The organism is Paenibacillus hunanensis (genome assembly GCF_014645615.1).
GTDB classification, from domain to species: domain Bacteria; phylum Bacillota; class Bacilli; order Paenibacillales; family Paenibacillaceae; genus Saccharibacillus; species Saccharibacillus hunanensis.
Genome location: NZ_BMMB01000012.1, coordinates 27,281 through 43,844 on the forward strand (window position 1 = coordinate 27,281; position 16,564 = coordinate 43,844).

Genomic DNA, 16,564 nt, shown 5'->3' on the forward strand with positions numbered 1-16,564 from the left:
AGATTATGACAATATTAAACGCCAACGTACACCAAACACAAAATGGAAACCCGTCCGGAAAAAGGAAAACCCTTCTCCCGTCCGGATTCTATTTTGCAGTAACTACAATTATTATCTAACTGTAGCTACTGTATTTCAACACCTGAAGCTAAGCTCCGATCAACTACTCGACCGTTACAGTTTCCAGGTTTTCTTCGTTGCCTTCCAGTTGCTCTGGCTCTTCGAACTTAACGCTACGGTAACGGTTCATACCTGTTCCGGCAGGAATCAGTTTACCGATAATAACGTTCTCTTTGAGGCCGAGCAGCTTGTCGACTTTACCTTTGATTGCAGCATCAGTCAGGACACGAGTCGTCTCCTGGAAGGATGCAGCGGACAGGAAGGAGTCAGTCTCCAGGGAAGCCTTCGTAATACCGAGCAATACCGGTTTCGCAACAGCAGGTTCACGATCTGCAATGATTGCCACTTTGTTTGCATCTTCATACTCATACATGTCAACAAAGGAGCCTGGCAGCAGTGTCGTTTCGCCGTTATCCACGATACGGATTTTGCGCAGCATTTGACGGATCATAACCTCAACGTGTTTATCGTTGATTTCTACGCCCTGGTTACGATATACGCGTTGTACTTCTTGCAGAATGTAGTTCTGCACACCGCGGATACCTTTGATACGTAGCATTTCTTTCGGGTCGATCGAACCTTCAGTCAACTCGTCCCCTGCTTCGATCTCAGCGCCTTCGCGTACACGCAGACGGGAACCGTAAGGTACAGAGTAGACTTTCGTTTCTGCTTCGCCTTCGATCTCGATTTCACGACGGTCTTTCGCTTCGCGAATTTCTTTCACGATACCATCAATCTCGCTGATTGTAGCCTGACCTTTAGGGTTACGGGCTTCAAACAGCTCCTGGATACGCGGCAAACCTTGTGTGATATCGTCTCCGGCTACACCACCGGTGTGGAACGTACGCATCGTCAACTGTGTTCCTGGCTCACCGATGGATTGGGCAGCGATAATACCAACCGCTTCACCGATCTCCACATGGTTACCAGTTGCCAGGTTACGACCGTAACATTTTTTACATACGCCATGACGCGTACGGCAGCTCAGTACGGAGCGAATCTGTACTTTGTTGATGCCAGCAGCAACGATTGCTTCTGCTTTATCAGAATCGATCAGCTCGTTGCGACCAACGATAATTTCGCCAGTTTCTGGATGACGAACAGTTTCGAAGCAGTAGCGTCCTTCCAGACGATCGTACAGATCCTCGATAACCTCTTTACCATCCTGGATACGACCAACGATGAAGCCTTTATCTGTACCACAATCGTCTTCGCGAACGATTACGTCCTGTGCTACGTCTACAAGGCGGCGAGTCAGGTAACCGGAGTCAGCCGTACGAAGCGCCGTATCCGCCAGACCTTTACGCGCACCGTGAGTGGACAGGAAGTACTCAAGGACTGTCAGACCTTCACGGAAGTTCGATTTGATTGGGAGCTCGATGATGCGACCGGATGGGTTGGCCATCAGACCACGCATACCGCCCAGCTGGGTGATCTGCGATTTGTTACCACGGGCTTTGGAATCAACCATGAGCATGATGGAGTTGTAACGATCCATCGATTTCATAAGGATATCCGTCAGCTCGTCCTTAGTACGAGACCAGATTTCGATAACACGGTCATAACGCTCTTCATTTGTGATCAGACCACGACGGTATTGGTTCGTAATAACCGCAACCTTTTTATCGGATTCAGCCAAGAGTTCGGTTTTTTCCGGTGGAACCACAACGTCTGACACGGCAACGGTAATACCCGCACGTGTAGAGTATGTGAAACCAAGCTGCTTGATTTTATCCAAAATGACCGAAGTCAATGTTGTATGGTAAATTTCGAAACAACGCGCAATGATGGTACCGAGATATTCTTTACCGATCGCGCCGGTTTGTGGAACAGCCTTCATGAATTCCAGTACGTCTGTACCTTTTTCATAGATGAAGTAGTGATCCGGAATACCTTGATACAGGTTCGCACGAGTCGGCTCATTGATATAAGGGAAGGATTCAGGGAAAATCTCGTTGAAGATAATCCGTCCAACCGTCGTTACGAGCAGACCTGTTTGTTGCTTCTCGGTAAAGCTTGTTTTACCCAGAGCTTTTGCTGGAATTGCAACACGAGCATGCAGAGAAGCTGTTCCACGCTGATATGCAGATACCGCTTCGTTTACGGTACGCAGAATCATACCGGAGCCTTTGGCTTCCATGTTGTCCATTGTCAGGTAGTACGAACCAAGCACCATATCCTGGGATGGTGTAACAACCGGCTTGCCGTCCTTAGGGTTAAGGATGTTACCGGATGCCAGCATCAGCAGGCGTGCTTCAGCTTGTGCTTCAGCGGACAATGGTACGTGAACCGCCATTTGGTCACCGTCAAAGTCAGCGTTGTACGCTGTACATACGAGTGGGTGCAGACGGATCGCGCGGCCTTCAACCAGAATTGGTTCAAATGCCTGGATACCGAGTCTGTGCAGCGTCGGTGCACGGTTCAATAGAACCGGGTGCTCCTTGATTACTTCTTCCAGCACATCCCACACTTCAGGGCTTACGCGTTCAACCTTGCGCTTCGCACTCTTGATGTTGTGTGCCAGACCTTTGTTTACTAGCTCTTTCATAACGAAAGGCTTGAACAGTTCCAGTGCCATTTCTTTTGGCAGACCGCACTGGTACATTTTCAGGTAAGGACCTACAACGATAACGGAACGACCGGAATAGTCGACACGTTTACCGAGCAAGTTCTGACGGAAACGACCCTGTTTACCTTTCAGCATGTGGCTGAGAGATTTCAATGGGCGGTTACCCGGACCTGTTACCGGACGTCCACGACGACCGTTATCGATCAGAGCATCTACCGCTTCTTGCAGCATACGTTTCTCATTTTGTACGATAATGTCAGGCGCGCCCAGATCAAGCAGGCGTTTCAGACGGTTGTTACGGTTGATTACACGACGATACAGATCGTTCAGGTCAGATGTTGCAAAACGTCCGCCATCCAACTGTACCATTGGACGAATTTCCGGTGGAATAACCGGCAGTACGTCCATAATCATCCAATCTGGAGAGTTGCCGGAATTACGGAATGCTTCGATAACTTCAAGGCGTTTGATCGCACGGTTACGACGTTGACCCTGTGCAGTACGCAGCTCTTCACGCAGGAATTCCAGTTCTTTGTCTAAATCGAGGTCTTGCAGCAATTTTTTAATTGCTTCTGCACCCATACCTGCTTGGAAGCCATAGCCGTATTTTTCACGGTAGCTACGGTATTCTTTTTCAGATAGCAGTTGTTTCTTCTCCAGTGGTGTCTCGCCTGGATCCGTAACAACATAAGATGCAAAGTAGATAACTTCCTCAAGGGAACGTGGGGACATGTCCAGTGCCAGACCCATACGGCTCGGGATACCTTTGAAATACCAGATATGCGATACAGGTGCTGCCAGTTCGATGTGTCCCATACGCTCACGGCGTACTTTTGCACGAGTTACTTCAACGCCACAACGGTCACAAACGACCCCTTTGTAACGTACACGCTTGTATTTACCGCAATGACACTCCCAGTCCTTGGTTGGTCCGAAAATGCGTTCGCAGAACAGACCATCCTTTTCTGGCTTGAGCGTACGGTAGTTGATTGTCTCCGGTTTTTTAACTTCTCCGCGGGACCAAGAACGAATTTTGTCTGGGGAAGCAAGCCCAATTTTCATAAATTCGAAATTGTTAACGTCTATCAAGAGACACCCCTCCTAAGGCCAAATCCTATTTATTGTAAAACTCTGTATTCCGCACAAAACCCAATGCTCTGTCCCATGAATAGGATAGACCGGAAAAGCTCCGGTCTACCTTCATAGGACAATGCTTGGGAATATGACAAGTGTTATTAATCTACGCCAACTTCGGAGCCTTCAAGGTTGAGGCTCAGTTTATCATTAGTCGTACCTTCGTCTTCGTCATCCAGCTCTTTCATTTCGATCTCGTTTTCTTCTTCGTTCAGGATCTTCACATCCATACCTAAACTTTGAAGCTCTTTGATCAAAACTTTGAACGATTCAGGAACACCTGGTTCTGGAACGTTCTCGCCTTTAACGATGGACTCGTACGTTTTCACACGACCAACGACATCATCGGATTTGACGGTAAGGATCTCTTGCAGAGTGTAGGCGGCGCCGTAAGCTTCCAGTGCCCAAACCTCCATCTCCCCGAAACGCTGACCACCGAACTGAGCTTTACCACCCAGCGGCTGTTGCGTAACGAGCGAGTAAGGACCAGTGGAACGGGCGTGGATTTTATCGTCAACCATGTGCGCCAGTTTGATCATATGCATAACGCCGACCGTAACTTCACGCTCGAACTCGTCACCGGTTCTACCATCGTACAGGATGGTTTTACCGTTACGTTGCATACCGGCTTCTTCCATCGTATCGAATACGTCGTACTCGTTCGCACCATCAAATACCGGTGTGGATACGTGGATACCAAGTTTCATAGCAGCCATACCAAGGTGAACTTCAAGAATCTGACCGATGTTCATACGGGAAGGTACGCCCAGTGGGTTCAGTACGACCTGTACAGGTGTACCGTCCGGCATAAATGGCATATCTTCTTCCGGCAGAATACGGGCTACGACCCCTTTGTTACCGTGACGTCCCGCCATTTTGTCACCTTCGGAGATTTTACGTTTTTGCGCGATGTATACACGTACCAGATGGTTAACGCCTGGTGGCAACTCATCGCCGTTCTCTCTGGTGAACACTTTAACGTCTACGACGATACCGTCTGTACCGTGAGGTACTCTCAGGCTCGTATCGCGGACTTCACGAGCTTTCTCACCGAAGATCGCATGCAGGAGGCGTTCTTCTGCTGTCAGCTCGGTTACACCCTTAGGCGTAACTTTACCAACGAGAATGTCGCCAGCAGCAATCTCAGCACCGATACGGATGATACCGCGCTCGTCGAGATTTTTCAGTGCGTCTTCCCCAACGTTCGGGATATCGCGCGTAATTTCTTCCGGTCCAAGCTTGGTGTCGCGAGCTTCGGATTCGTATTCCTCGATGTGAATCGAAGTGTATACATCTTCCTTCACTAGCTTCTCGCTCAGCAGGATCGCATCCTCGTAGTTATAACCTTCCCAGGTCATAAAGGCTACGACAACGTTACGTCCCAGTGCGATTTCGCCCATCTCAGTGGAAGGACCGTCTGCCAGGATATCGCCTTTTTTGACAATATCGCCAGTTTTCACGATCGGACGCTGGTTAATCGATGTCCCTTGGTTCGAACGCATAAATTTGTGTAATTTATATCTAACAAGGTCGCCTTTGACTTCCTTGCCATCTACATGTTCGATACGGCGCAGTGTAATCTCACTCGCAGTGGAGCGCTCAATTACACCATCAAACTTACTTACGATACATACGCCGGAATCTTTTGCAGCTTTGTGCTCCATGCCTGTACCGACCAGTGGCGCCTTAGGAATAAGCAGTGGCACCGCCTGACGCTGCATGTTGGAACCCATGAGCGCACGGTTGGAGTCATCGTTTTCTAAGAACGGAATGAGCGCTGTTGCTACGGATACAACCTGTTTAGGCGATACGTCCATGTAGTCAACACGTTCACTTGGCATAGGCAGGATGTTGTCAGCCTGCTTATTGTAACGAACGATAACCATCTCGTCCGCAAACGAGCCATCTTCCGTCAGCTGTGCATTCGCCTGAGCGATTACATAGTTGTCTTCCTCATCAGCTGTCATATAGTCGATATGTTCCGTTACACGGTGTGTTTTCGGATCAACACGACGATACGGAGCTTCGATAAAGCCGTATTCGTTAATACGAGCAAAGGTAGACAGGGAGTTGATCAAACCGATGTTCGGTCCCTCTGGAGTCTCGATCGGACACATACGGCCATAATGACTCGGATGGACGTCTCGAACTTCAAAGCCTGCGCGCTCACGAGTCAAACCACCCGGTCCGAGTGCAGACAGACGACGTTTGTGCGTCAGTTCGCCCAGTGGGTTCGTTTGATCCATAAACTGCGACAGCTGGGAGCTACCAAAGAACTCCTTGATCGATGCAATAACAGGACGGATGTTGATGAGTGCCTGTGGTGTGATCACGTTAGCGTCCTGAATGGACATTCTTTCGCGAACAACACGTTCCATACGGGACAAACCGATACGGAATTGGTTTTGCAGCAGTTCACCTACGGAACGCAGACGACGGTTACCCAGATGGTCAATATCGTCTGTATCGCCGATACCATGCAGCAGGTTCAAGAAGTAGCTGATGGAAGCGATGATATCTGCAGGAGTAATGTGCTTCGTCACTTTTTCGATGTTGCCGTTCGCGATTACGGAAACGACTTTACCATCTTCAAGCGGAGAAAATACGTTAATGGTTTGCAGTGGAATGTCGTTTGCATCCAATACACCACCAGCAACGTGATACGTTTTGAAGTTCAGTTCGCCTTCAAGGTATGGCATGATCTCGTCCAGCAGACGACGATCGACCATTTCACCTGCTTCAGCCACGATCTCTCCTGTAGTAGAGTCGATCAGTGTTTCAGCCAGACGCTGGTTGAACAGACGGTTTTTAATGTGCAGCTTTTTGTTGATTTTGTAGCGACCAACATTCGCCAGGTCGTAGCGCTTTGGATCGAAGAAGCGTGCTACGAGCAGGCTTTTCGCGTTATCCAAAGTTGGTGGCTCGCCCGGACGAAGGCGCTCATAGATCTCGATCAGCGCTTTTTCAGTCGAGTCGGTATTGTCCTTATCCAGGGTATTACGAATGTATTCGTCATTACCGAGCAGGTCCAGAATTTCAGCATCGCTGCCGAATCCAAGCGCCCGCAGCAAGACAGTTACTGGAATCTTACGGGTGCGGTCAATACGAACATAGATAATGTCCTTCGCATCCATTTCCAGTTCCAGCCATGCTCCACGGTTAGGAATGACGGTAGCTGTATATGATGTTTTACCATTTTTATCGACTTTAGTGCTGAAATAGACGCTGGGAGAGCGAACCAACTGGCTGACAATAACCCGTTCTGCACCATTGATAATAAAAGTGCCGGTTTCCGTCATCAGCGGGAAATCACCCATGAATACTTCCTGCTCTTTGACTTCACCCGTTTCTTTATTGATGAGACGGACTTTAACCCGCAGTGGAGCGGAATACGTAACGTCGCGCTCTTTCGCGTCGTCTACTGTATACTTAGGCTCACCCAGGCTGTAGTCGATGAACTCAAGCACCAGGTTACCAGTGAAATCCTGAATTGGCGAGATATCCTGGAACATTTCACGCAATCCTTCATCCAAAAACCACTGATAAGATTTTTGTTGGATTTCGATCAGGTTTGGTACTTCAAGAACTTCGTTAATTCGTGCATAACTTCGCCGAGTGCGTCGACCATATTGAACAAGATGTCCTGCCAACTTATACTCACCCCTTAATGTCTACTCACTTAAAAATTTCATTGCGAACTGCTGTTTGGATCACGTATAATAAGTCCATAACACAGAAGTTCACACCCATAAATAGAGAAAAGCTCTTATCGAATTGTTTCGAAAAAAGAGCACCATCAGCTATCAACGGATGTGATCCAGTATCTGAAACCCGGATTAAGGTTGAAAATAACCGAAATACCGATTATTATACGTTTATGGGCAATATTAAACACCCTTTAGTATGCATAATTTTCGTAACTTTCAGAAAACTAAAGCCAAAAAGGGCATCTTAATACTGACATTTTGTAATAATATCATATTAAGCAATCAGAGTCAACCTCTATCGCTTATTCTATAGTGTCTATTCATCGATGTTTCGATAGGAAGCTGCTTACCCTGGCCGGTAGGCGGCTTTTTTCATTTGGTTGCTTTGAAAATGCGGTAGCCCTTGTCCTTAGTGACTTCCTCTACCTCATCAAATAGCTGCTCCAGCTTTGCTTTCGCTGAAGGCGCACCCTGTTTCTTCTGAATTACAATCCATAGCGAACCGCCTGGCTCCAAATGCGCCGCAGCTTGCTCGAAAATCGTATGCACGGTTTCCTTGCCCGCTCGAATCGGTGGATTGGTGATGACCACGGTAAAGGTTTCGCCCTGTACAGCCTCGAATAGATCGCTCACCCGGATATCAACGTTATGAATGTCATTTAGCTTCGCATTTTCTCGTGCTAGCTCAACTGCTCGTTCATTCACGTCGACCATCGTTACATGTCCCTGTGGCGCAAGCACAGCAGCAGACAAGCCCATTGGACCGTAGCCACAGCCTACATCAAGTACACGTGCATCTTGCGGAATATCGAGCGCCTCGATCAAAACTCGGCTACCATAATCAATTCCAGTCTTGGAAAAGACACCGGCATCACTAATAAATGTAAATGGACGTCCACGCAGCTCGGTTTCTAGCTTGCGACGTTCATGTGCAGCTCCTGGCTGACTGGAATAATAATGATCTCCCATATCATTCCCTCACCCTTTCTTCAAAACCTCTTTATAAAACAAACCCCTTGAACGAATTCAAGGGGTTTGTAAGAAACAAGAGAGTCTCTTATTTCAATTCTACAGATGCGCCAGCTTCTTCCAATTTTGCTTTGATGGATTCAGCTTCTTCTTTAGCAATACCTTCTTTGATTGCTTTAGGAGCGTTGTCAACCAGTTCTTTTGCTTCTTTCAGACCCAGACCAGTTACTTCGCGAACTGCTTTGATTACGTTGATTTTGGAAGCACCAGCGGAAGCCAGTACTACGTCGAATTCAGTTTGCTCAGCTTCTGCTGCGCCACCTGTTGCTGCTGCTGCTACTGGAGCTGCTGCAGTTACGCCGAATTCTTCTTCGATTGCTTTTACCAGATCATTAAGTTCCAGTACAGTCATGCCTTTGATTGCTTCAAGGATTTGTTCCTGACTCATTTATAAACCCTCCATATTGGTTGTATTTTTTGTTTGGCTATTAGCCGGCTTTACGCCACATGGGCGTGAGGCAGATGAACAATGTGCTTACGCGCTTTGCTCTTCTTTCTCGGATACTGCTTTAACTGCCAGTGCGAAGTTACGAACTGGAGCTTGAAGTACGCTAAGCAGCATGGACAGCAAACCTTCGCGGGATGGCAGAGCTGCCAGCGCTTTGATTTCGTCCGCGCTTACTACGCGACCTTCTACAACGCCGCCCTTCAGTTCGAGAGCATCGTTGGTTTTAGCAAAATCGTTCAGAATTTTAGCTGCGATTACTGCATCGTCTTTGCTGAACGCGATTGCGGTAGGACCTACCAGCACTTCGTTCAGTTCAGTCAATTCAGCAGACTCAGTTGCGCGGCGAACCAGTGTATTTTTCAATACCTGGAACTCAACGCCAGCTTCACGCAGTTGTTTGCGCAATTCTGTAACTTGAGCAACGTTCAGACCACGATAGTCAGCAACAACTGTAGATACGCTCTCGCGCAGCTTAGCTGCAACTACTTCTACCGCTTCCTGTTTGGATTGGATAACTTTTGCGTTTGCCAAGTTTGGACACCTCCTGATTGTTTTTTGGCCTTTTGATCATTCCGAAGGAGCAACCAAAAAGTTCTACGGGCATTAAAAAAGCCCCCGTAGAATCACGAAGGCTTGATAAGTTGGAATACCAGGGAGACTGCCGGAGCAGTAAACCTGGTATCCTTTATTCTATCAGAACACCTCGGTAGGAAATTAAGCTGCAAGCGGCACCTACTGTCTACGGTTAAACATATTCAAGTGTAATTGCAAGAACAAGTTCGTGCATCATCACAACTTTTACAGATTATCAAATGTGTTGACAGATGTCAACACTAAATTATCTGTAGTTCGCAGCGTTTACGCGAGCGCTTGGTCCCATTGTGGAAGATACCGCAATGTTTTTCAGGTAAACACCTTTTGCCGCAGCTGGTTTAGCGCGGTTCAGAGCTTCGATAAGAGCCTTAAGGTTCTCGTTCAGTTGCTCTTCAGTGAAGGATACTTTACCGATTGGCGCGTGAATTTGTCCTGCTTTGTCCAGACGGTATTCGATTTTACCAGCTTTGATTTCTTGAACAGCTTTGGAAACATCGAATGTAACTGTACCTGCTTTAGGGTTAGGCATCAGACCTTTACCACCAAGCAGACGGCCCAGTTTACCAACTTCACTCATCATGTCCGGTGTAGCTACGCAGACATCGAAGTCGAACCATCCTTGTTGAATTTTGTTGATCATGTCCTGATCGCCAACGAAGTCAGCACCAGCAGCTTCCGCTTCTTTTGCTTTTTCGCCTTTCGCGAATACGAGAACACGTTGAGTTTTACCAGTACCGTGTGGCAGTACAACTACGCCACGAACAGCCTGATCTTGTTTACGAGGGTCAACACCCAGACGTACTGCTGCTTCAACAGTTTCGTCGAATTTTGCAGTAGCTGCCTTTTTAACCAGGGCAACTGCCTCGGCTGGCTCGTAACTAGCTTCGCTGTCAATCAGCTTAACAGCTTCCAGATACTTTTTACCATGTTTAGCCATTTATTATTCCTCCTTTGTGGTATTAGCGGATATTCCTCCCACATATGCGGAACCAGATGATTCCGCACAGACTGCATTCTTACGAAAGCAGTAAAGACTAATCTTAGTCTTCGATTGTGATACCCATGCTACGTGCTGTACCTTCAACCATCAGCATTGCAGTCTCAACGGACGCTGCATTCAGGTCAGGCATTTTTTGTTCAGCAATTTCACGAACTGCGGAACGTTTAACAACTGCAACTTTCTTCTTGTTCGGTTCGCCAGATCCTTTTTCGATCTTAGCAGCAACTTTCAGAAGAACTGCAGCCGGTGGAGTTTTTGTGATGAAAGTGAAAGAACGATCTTCAAACACAGTGATCTCAACCGGAATGATCAAACCTGCTTGATCTGCTGTACGAGCGTTGAACTCTTTACAGAATGCCATGATGTTGACACCTGCTTGACCCAAAGCCGGACCTACTGGAGGAGCCGGATTCGCTTTACCAGCTGGGATTTGCAGTTTTACCATTTTGATTACCTTTTTAGCCATGTAAAACACCTCCTTGCGAATAGTGGTAGACGGACATCGCTGCCCTCCCACGTAAAACGCCGCCGTTGCAAGCCTAAGCTACACAACCTGCGGTTAAACCGGAAACACCGGTCAGAATCGCTACAGATTGCTCTGCATCAATCCCCTGTGTCATCCTAGAAACCTGCTTATATCTTTTCCACTTGAGTGTAATCCAGCTCAAGCGGGGTTTCCCGTCCGAACATGTTAACATGCACTCTGAGCTTGCTCTTGTCTACCAAAATTTCTTCCACGGAGCCAACAAAGTTCGCAAACGGTCCAACTTTGATGCGTACGGATTCCTTGACCTCGAAGTCGATGTTCTCCTTCGGTTCAACCATACCCATATGTTTGAGAATTTGTTCTACTTCTTCTGGCAGCAGCGCAGTCGGCTTGGAGCCTGAACCTGTTGAACCGACAAAGCCGGTTACGCCAGGTGTATTGCGTACTACATACCAGGAGTCGTCAGTCTGGATCATTTCAACAAGTACATAACCTGGGTAAACTTTACGCATAACGGTCTTTTTCTTACCGTCCTTGTTTACCAGCTCTTCTTCCATAGGAACAAGAACTCGGAAAATCTTGTCTTCCATGCCCATCGACTCAACGCGTTTTTCCAAATTGGCCTTGACCTTGTTTTCATACCCGGAATAGGTATGAACGACGTACCATCTTTTTTCCATATCAAGCCACCTGGAACCCTTCTTAAATTATCGCTTCGATCACAGCGGAAATGCCGATGTCCAAAACCCAAAAATAAATGCCGACAAACAGAATCGTACCAATAACGATAAGCGTGTAGTTGGTCAGCTCTTTACGATTAGGCCAGCGAACCTTTTTAAGTTCAGCCCAGCTTTCGGAGAAAAAGGAAAACACAGACTTGAAGCTTCGTGCCACGATTACACCTCCAAAAGACGATCTGGTTAAACGAAGACCGCATCCAGACCCAAGAGTCTGTTTTGCTCTTCATCCCCATGTGGTCAGGGTGGTTACGCAAGTTCTCAGGCACGCCATTCTTCAAAGCTTTAAAGATTGGCACACTTAAAAACAGGCGATTTTTGGCCTACCTAAAACACTTTAGCATAGCACCCTTACACTGTCAACGAATATTAGCGTTTGTTTTACAAAAATTTTCCGTTTTGTAACATGGTCATTTCCCGCGCAAACGGCCGTATCTTATAGTGGCATCGGCAAAATAAAAAAGACTCTATGACAGAGTCTTCACTTGGTTGCTTTCACTTCGGAGTTCAGTTGTCGTCCCGTACTTCCAAATATCGCTCCAGCTTGCGTTTGACACGCTGTAGCGCATTATCGATCGACTTCACATGGCGACACAGATCCACCGCGATTTCCTGGTAGGAGCGTCCATCCAGATACAGCATCAGAACTTTACGCTCTAGATCGCTAAGAATCTCGGACATTTTATCCTCAAGGCCGGTAAACTCTTCCTTGTTGATCACCAGTTCCTCTGGATCAGACATCGGCGAGCCACAGATCACATCGAGCAAGGTACGGTCGGAATCTTCGTCATAGATCGGCTTATCCAGCGACACATACGAATTGAGTGGAATGTGCTTTTGCCGGGTTGCTGTTTTGATCGCCGTAATAATCTGGCGAGTGATGCACAGCTCGGCAAACACTTTAAACGAAGACAGCTTATCGTTTTTAAAATCGCGAATTGATTTGTACAGGCCAATCATACCTTCCTGTACGATATCCTCGCGATCGGCACCGATAAGGAAATAAGACCGGGCTTTTGCGCGCACGAAGTTTTTATACTTGGTAATCAAGTATTCTAGCGCTTCGGAATCGCCATGGCGGACGGCTTCTACAAGATCTTCATCACTCTGGTAATCATATGGTGATACCATGATATCTTTGAGGTCGACACTCACAAACAATCCCTCCGGTTGCAACGCAAGGTCTCCGTTACCCTATAAAATATAGCATCAGTATATATTATGTAACCTCACATCGTCAACCGAATTTACGCCATTTAACACGGGATTGCACACATATCTGTTCGTATCACCCTAAACAAGAACAGGGGTTCGTAGATAAGCTGTCATATTGCTAACAGCCTACTCTCCCCTGCGCCATTTTTCAAACATGATTCGTTGATGAGCATTAAGCTTCCCATCCAGTGTATTGCGATTGCTATCCAGCTTCTGCTCACGCAGACGCTCTTGAATTTGCTTTTCGCTAATCTGCACCTCAACCAGTAGCTCGCGTGCAGATACACGCAGTGCACCCTGACCGAAAATGACGTGCTGCTCAGTCATATCGCTGGTCGCTACATAAATCTCTCTGCGCCGATGCCGCAATTGTCCAACAAAGCGCTCAATCGCTTCATCTGCCGTTTCTTTTTCCTTTGTAAAATACAGCTCGACCTTGCCCTGCTCATATACCTTGCCCAGTCCGGGTACTCGATAGGCATCGAATACGGCAATAACCCGACGTCCAGAAAACGCCTGGTAATTCGCCAATCGTTCTAGCAGGCGGTCGCGTGCCTCCTGTAGATTAATCTCCGACAGCTTGGCGAGCTCGGGCCAGGCTCCGATCATATTGTAGCCATCTACCAGCAGCACATCACGGAGATCAGCCATAGTCTCTAACCTAGCGACTGTCGGCGGCGTAGCACTTCGTACATGATTACGCCAGCCGCTACAGAAGCATTCAGGGAATTGATCTGACCTTGCATCGGCAACTTAACTAGCACATCGCATTTCTCGCGAATGAGTCTGCCCATGCCTTTACCTTCATTACCGATGACAATCGCTACCGGGCCGGTAAATACGTCTGCCTGATACAGATTACTGTCTGTGTTCACATCTGTACCGACAACCCATACGCCTTGCTCTTTGAGACGATCGATCGTCTGACCGAGATTCGTTACACGCGCAACAGGTACATATTCAACAGCACCCGCAGACGTTTTCGATACGGTTGCTGTGATGGATGCAGAACGACGCTTTGGAATCACGACGCCATGTACACCCGTGCAATCCGCGGTACGCAAAATCGAGCCCAGATTGTGTGGATCTTCAATCTCATCCAGCAGCAAAATAAATGGCGCTTCACCCTTCGCTTCCGCTGCTGCCAGAATATCCTCCACTTCGGCATACGCATACGGAGCCGCCTGGGCGATAATGCCCTGATGCTGTACACCCGGTACAAAGCTATCCAGCTTACGCTTGTCTACATACTGGATCACGATGCCTTTTTCGCGTGCTTCTGTTACGACAGGCTGCACAAGATTCTTTTGCGCACCGTCGGCAATCCAAATTTTATTGATACTTCTTCCGGCACGTAGCGCTTCCGTAACGGAGTGCTTACCGGCGATATATTCCTCTTCCATATGTGTTCCTCCTGTATTGTAGATCCCATGTCTACTGTTCATTCATTACCCGCTTTGCTAGCGAGTGCACAATCCTTTATTTTTCAGTCCATTCCACTGGAACGGAAACCGTATATTGAAAATGGAAGCAGCCGCACCTGCTCAAGGCTTGGACGGCTGCTCCAGATGCTGTATTCCTGCGGTAATCAGCTCCAAAATACGTGACTGATTGCCTTTATAGTACAAGTAACCAAGCAGACACTCCCATGCGGTCGCGTAGCGATAATCGAGTACGCTGGCATTTTTGGGAACGGTACCCGACTTGGCGTTACGTCCCTGTCTAACGATGCTTGCTTCTTCATCGGTAAGCTGCGGCTCCAGATGCTGTAGCATTTTAGCCTGCGCGCCTGCCGACACAAAGCTGGTCGACAGACGATGCAGATGATTCGGACGCAGATTTTTACCGGATATGAGATACTGACGAATTGCTACCTCATGGATTGCATCACCGATATATGCAAGTGCGAGCGGCGGCATCTGATCCAGTGGACGAGATAGCTCAAATGGAAACCATAAGCGTGGTTGTTCCTGATCGGAAGATGTCATAAGCTGCCCCCTCCGTTCATTTGCGGCGCCATCTCATACCCTGTGGTGTATCTTCAAGCAAAATGCCCTGTGCGGACAATTGATCACGAATTTCATCCGAGCGTGCCCAGTTTTTGTTGCTACGCGCTTCAACACGTTCAGCGATTAGCTTCTCTACATCCTCGTCGAGCAGCTGCTCATCTTCCCAGTATAGACGCAGCACTTCGTTCATCTCATCGAACAGGGACAGCAGCGCTTCAAGCGATGCTTTTTGCACGACTTCACGTTGCAGCAGCTGATTGGCTTCGTTGACCCATTCGAATACAGCGGTAATCGCATCCGGTGTATTGAAGTCATCCTGCATTTTCTCATGGAACAGCGCACGAATCGCTTGCAGACGTGCTTCCAGCTCTGTATCTACAGGGGAAGATGCATCGGAAGCGGACAGACGGTGCTTCACATTGCCGACTGCATTAGCAATACGCTCGATGCTATTTTCCGCCTGTGTCATCGTATCGTCTGTGTAATTGAGCGGGTTACGATAATGGGTAGACAGCATCAGATAACGAATCGCTGCTGGCTTATGTGCGGCACGCAGGTCTTTAACCAGAATACCGTTACCCAGCGACTTGGACATTTTCTCATCATCGATACGGATAAAGCCGTTATGCATCCAGTAGTTAGACAGCGGCTTGCCAGTTACCGATTCGGATTGAGCGCATTCGCACTCATGGTGTGGGAACTGTAGATCCTGACCCCCACCGTGAATATCCAGCGTATCGCCAAGATAATGGCGTACCATCGCCGAGCACTCGATGTGCCAGCCCGGGCGACCATTGCCCCATGGACTTTCCCAGAAAATCTCACCCGGCTTCGCTGCCTTCCATAGCACGAAGTCCTCTGGATTCTCTTTACGCTTATCCACCTCGATGCGGATACCGAATTGCAGCTCATCCAGCTTCTGATGGGACAGCTTGCCATAGTCAGCGAATTTGCGTGTACGGAAGTACACATCGCCTTCCTTCGCGTAAGCAACACCTTTATCAATCAAAGCGCTAATGAAATCAAGAATAACGTCCATATTTTCCGTTACACGCGGATGCATCGTCGCACGGCGAATACCGAGCCCTTCCAGATCAGCAAAATAAGCCTCGATAAAACGCTCAGCCACTTCGATAACCGTCGTGTTCAGCTCCTCCGCCTTACGGATCAGCTTATCATCCACATCGGTAAAGTTTACTGCATAGTCGACTTTATATTTTTGATTTTCCAGATAGCTACGTACTACATCAAAGAAGATCATCGGACGTGCATTACCGATATGAATGTAATCGTAAACGGTGGGTCCGCAAACGTACATTTTCACTTCGCCTGGCACCTGGCTGACGAAATCTTCTTTTTTGCGGCTCATTGTATTGTAAATTTGCAATGCCATACGTTTATCCCTCTCTCTGTTCAACGTCGAATCACTCGGATTCGGCTAGATTATGCTGCTATGCTTCGTGCTATACCTGCTACATCGTAGAGTGCGAGCTCAGGTGTGAATCAAGCGAGACA

The 16,564-nt window shown here is 47.8% G+C and carries 14 protein-coding genes and 1 other annotated feature; all 14 genes read right to left on the reverse strand.

Features of this window, described 5'->3' with window-relative positions:
• Positions 1 to 163 precede the first annotated feature (163 nt).
• The 14 genes from rpoC to cysS all read right to left on the reverse strand — a co-directional run bounded on the left by rpoC (position 164) and on the right by cysS (position 16,442).
• Positions 164 to 3,778 (reverse strand): DNA-directed RNA polymerase subunit beta', encoded by a 3,615-nt coding sequence (rpoC, locus tag IEX62_RS20880; protein WP_188777920.1) that lies wholly within the window; start codon positions 3,776 to 3,778, stop codon positions 164 to 166.
• A 146-nt stretch (positions 3,779 to 3,924) separates the two neighbouring features.
• Entirely contained in the window at positions 3,925 to 7,473 is a 3,549-nt protein-coding gene (rpoB, locus tag IEX62_RS20885; RefSeq protein WP_188777922.1) for a DNA-directed RNA polymerase subunit beta, read from the reverse strand.
• Between the two features lie 429 nt (positions 7,474 to 7,902).
• A complete protein-coding gene (locus tag IEX62_RS20890; RefSeq protein ID WP_188777924.1) occupies positions 7,903 to 8,499 on the reverse strand; it encodes a class I SAM-dependent methyltransferase in 597 nt (198 codons plus the stop codon).
• 88 nt (positions 8,500 to 8,587) lie between these two features.
• On the reverse strand, positions 8,588 to 8,947 hold the full coding sequence (gene rplL, locus IEX62_RS20895; protein WP_188777926.1) for a 50S ribosomal protein L7/L12: 360 nt from the start codon (positions 8,945 to 8,947) through the stop codon (positions 8,588 to 8,590).
• 87 nt (positions 8,948 to 9,034) lie between these two features.
• Positions 9,035 to 9,538 (reverse strand): 50S ribosomal protein L10, encoded by a 504-nt coding sequence (gene rplJ / locus IEX62_RS20900; protein WP_188777928.1) that lies wholly within the window; start codon positions 9,536 to 9,538, stop codon positions 9,035 to 9,037.
• 65 nt (positions 9,539 to 9,603) lie between these two features.
• Positions 9,604 to 9,770: a sequence feature (ribosomal protein L10 leader region), on the reverse strand.
• 75 nt (positions 9,771 to 9,845) lie between these two features.
• Positions 9,846 to 10,538 carry a 50S ribosomal protein L1 gene (rplA, locus tag IEX62_RS20905; protein WP_188777930.1) on the reverse strand — a complete coding sequence of 231 codons (693 nt, stop codon included), beginning with the start codon at positions 10,536 to 10,538 and terminating at the stop codon, positions 9,846 to 9,848.
• A gap of 103 nt (positions 10,539 to 10,641) precedes the next feature.
• Positions 10,642 to 11,067 (reverse strand): 50S ribosomal protein L11, encoded by a 426-nt coding sequence (gene rplK / locus IEX62_RS20910; protein ID WP_188777932.1) that lies wholly within the window; start codon positions 11,065 to 11,067, stop codon positions 10,642 to 10,644.
• A gap of 167 nt (positions 11,068 to 11,234) precedes the next feature.
• On the reverse strand, positions 11,235 to 11,768 hold the full coding sequence (gene nusG, locus IEX62_RS20915; protein ID WP_188777934.1) for a transcription termination/antitermination protein NusG: 534 nt from the start codon (positions 11,766 to 11,768) through the stop codon (positions 11,235 to 11,237).
• A gap of 22 nt (positions 11,769 to 11,790) precedes the next feature.
• The gene (gene secE, locus IEX62_RS20920; RefSeq protein ID WP_188777936.1) at positions 11,791 to 11,982 is read right to left on the reverse strand and encodes a preprotein translocase subunit SecE; all 192 of its coding nucleotides are present in this window, start codon (positions 11,980 to 11,982) and stop codon (positions 11,791 to 11,793) included.
• Positions 11,983 to 12,332: 350 nt separating this feature from the next.
• Positions 12,333 to 12,980, reverse strand: coding sequence for an RNA polymerase sporulation sigma factor SigH (gene sigH / locus IEX62_RS20925; protein ID WP_188777938.1), 648 nt, complete (start codon positions 12,978 to 12,980; stop codon positions 12,333 to 12,335).
• A gap of 186 nt (positions 12,981 to 13,166) precedes the next feature.
• The gene (locus IEX62_RS20930; protein WP_188777940.1) at positions 13,167 to 13,691 is read right to left on the reverse strand and encodes an NYN domain-containing protein; all 525 of its coding nucleotides are present in this window, start codon (positions 13,689 to 13,691) and stop codon (positions 13,167 to 13,169) included.
• A gap of 5 nt (positions 13,692 to 13,696) precedes the next feature.
• Positions 13,697 to 14,443 (reverse strand): 23S rRNA (guanosine(2251)-2'-O)-methyltransferase RlmB, encoded by a 747-nt coding sequence (gene rlmB / locus IEX62_RS20935; RefSeq protein WP_188777942.1) that lies wholly within the window; start codon positions 14,441 to 14,443, stop codon positions 13,697 to 13,699.
• A 141-nt stretch (positions 14,444 to 14,584) separates the two neighbouring features.
• Positions 14,585 to 15,028: a Mini-ribonuclease 3 gene (locus IEX62_RS20940; RefSeq protein ID WP_188777944.1), complete on the reverse strand. Its 444-nt coding sequence runs from the start codon at positions 15,026 to 15,028 to the stop codon at positions 14,585 to 14,587.
• Between the two features lie 16 nt (positions 15,029 to 15,044).
• Positions 15,045 to 16,442 (reverse strand): cysteine--tRNA ligase, encoded by a 1,398-nt coding sequence (gene cysS / locus IEX62_RS20945; RefSeq protein ID WP_188777946.1) that lies wholly within the window; start codon positions 16,440 to 16,442, stop codon positions 15,045 to 15,047.
• Between the last annotated feature and the right edge of the window lie 122 nt (positions 16,443 to 16,564).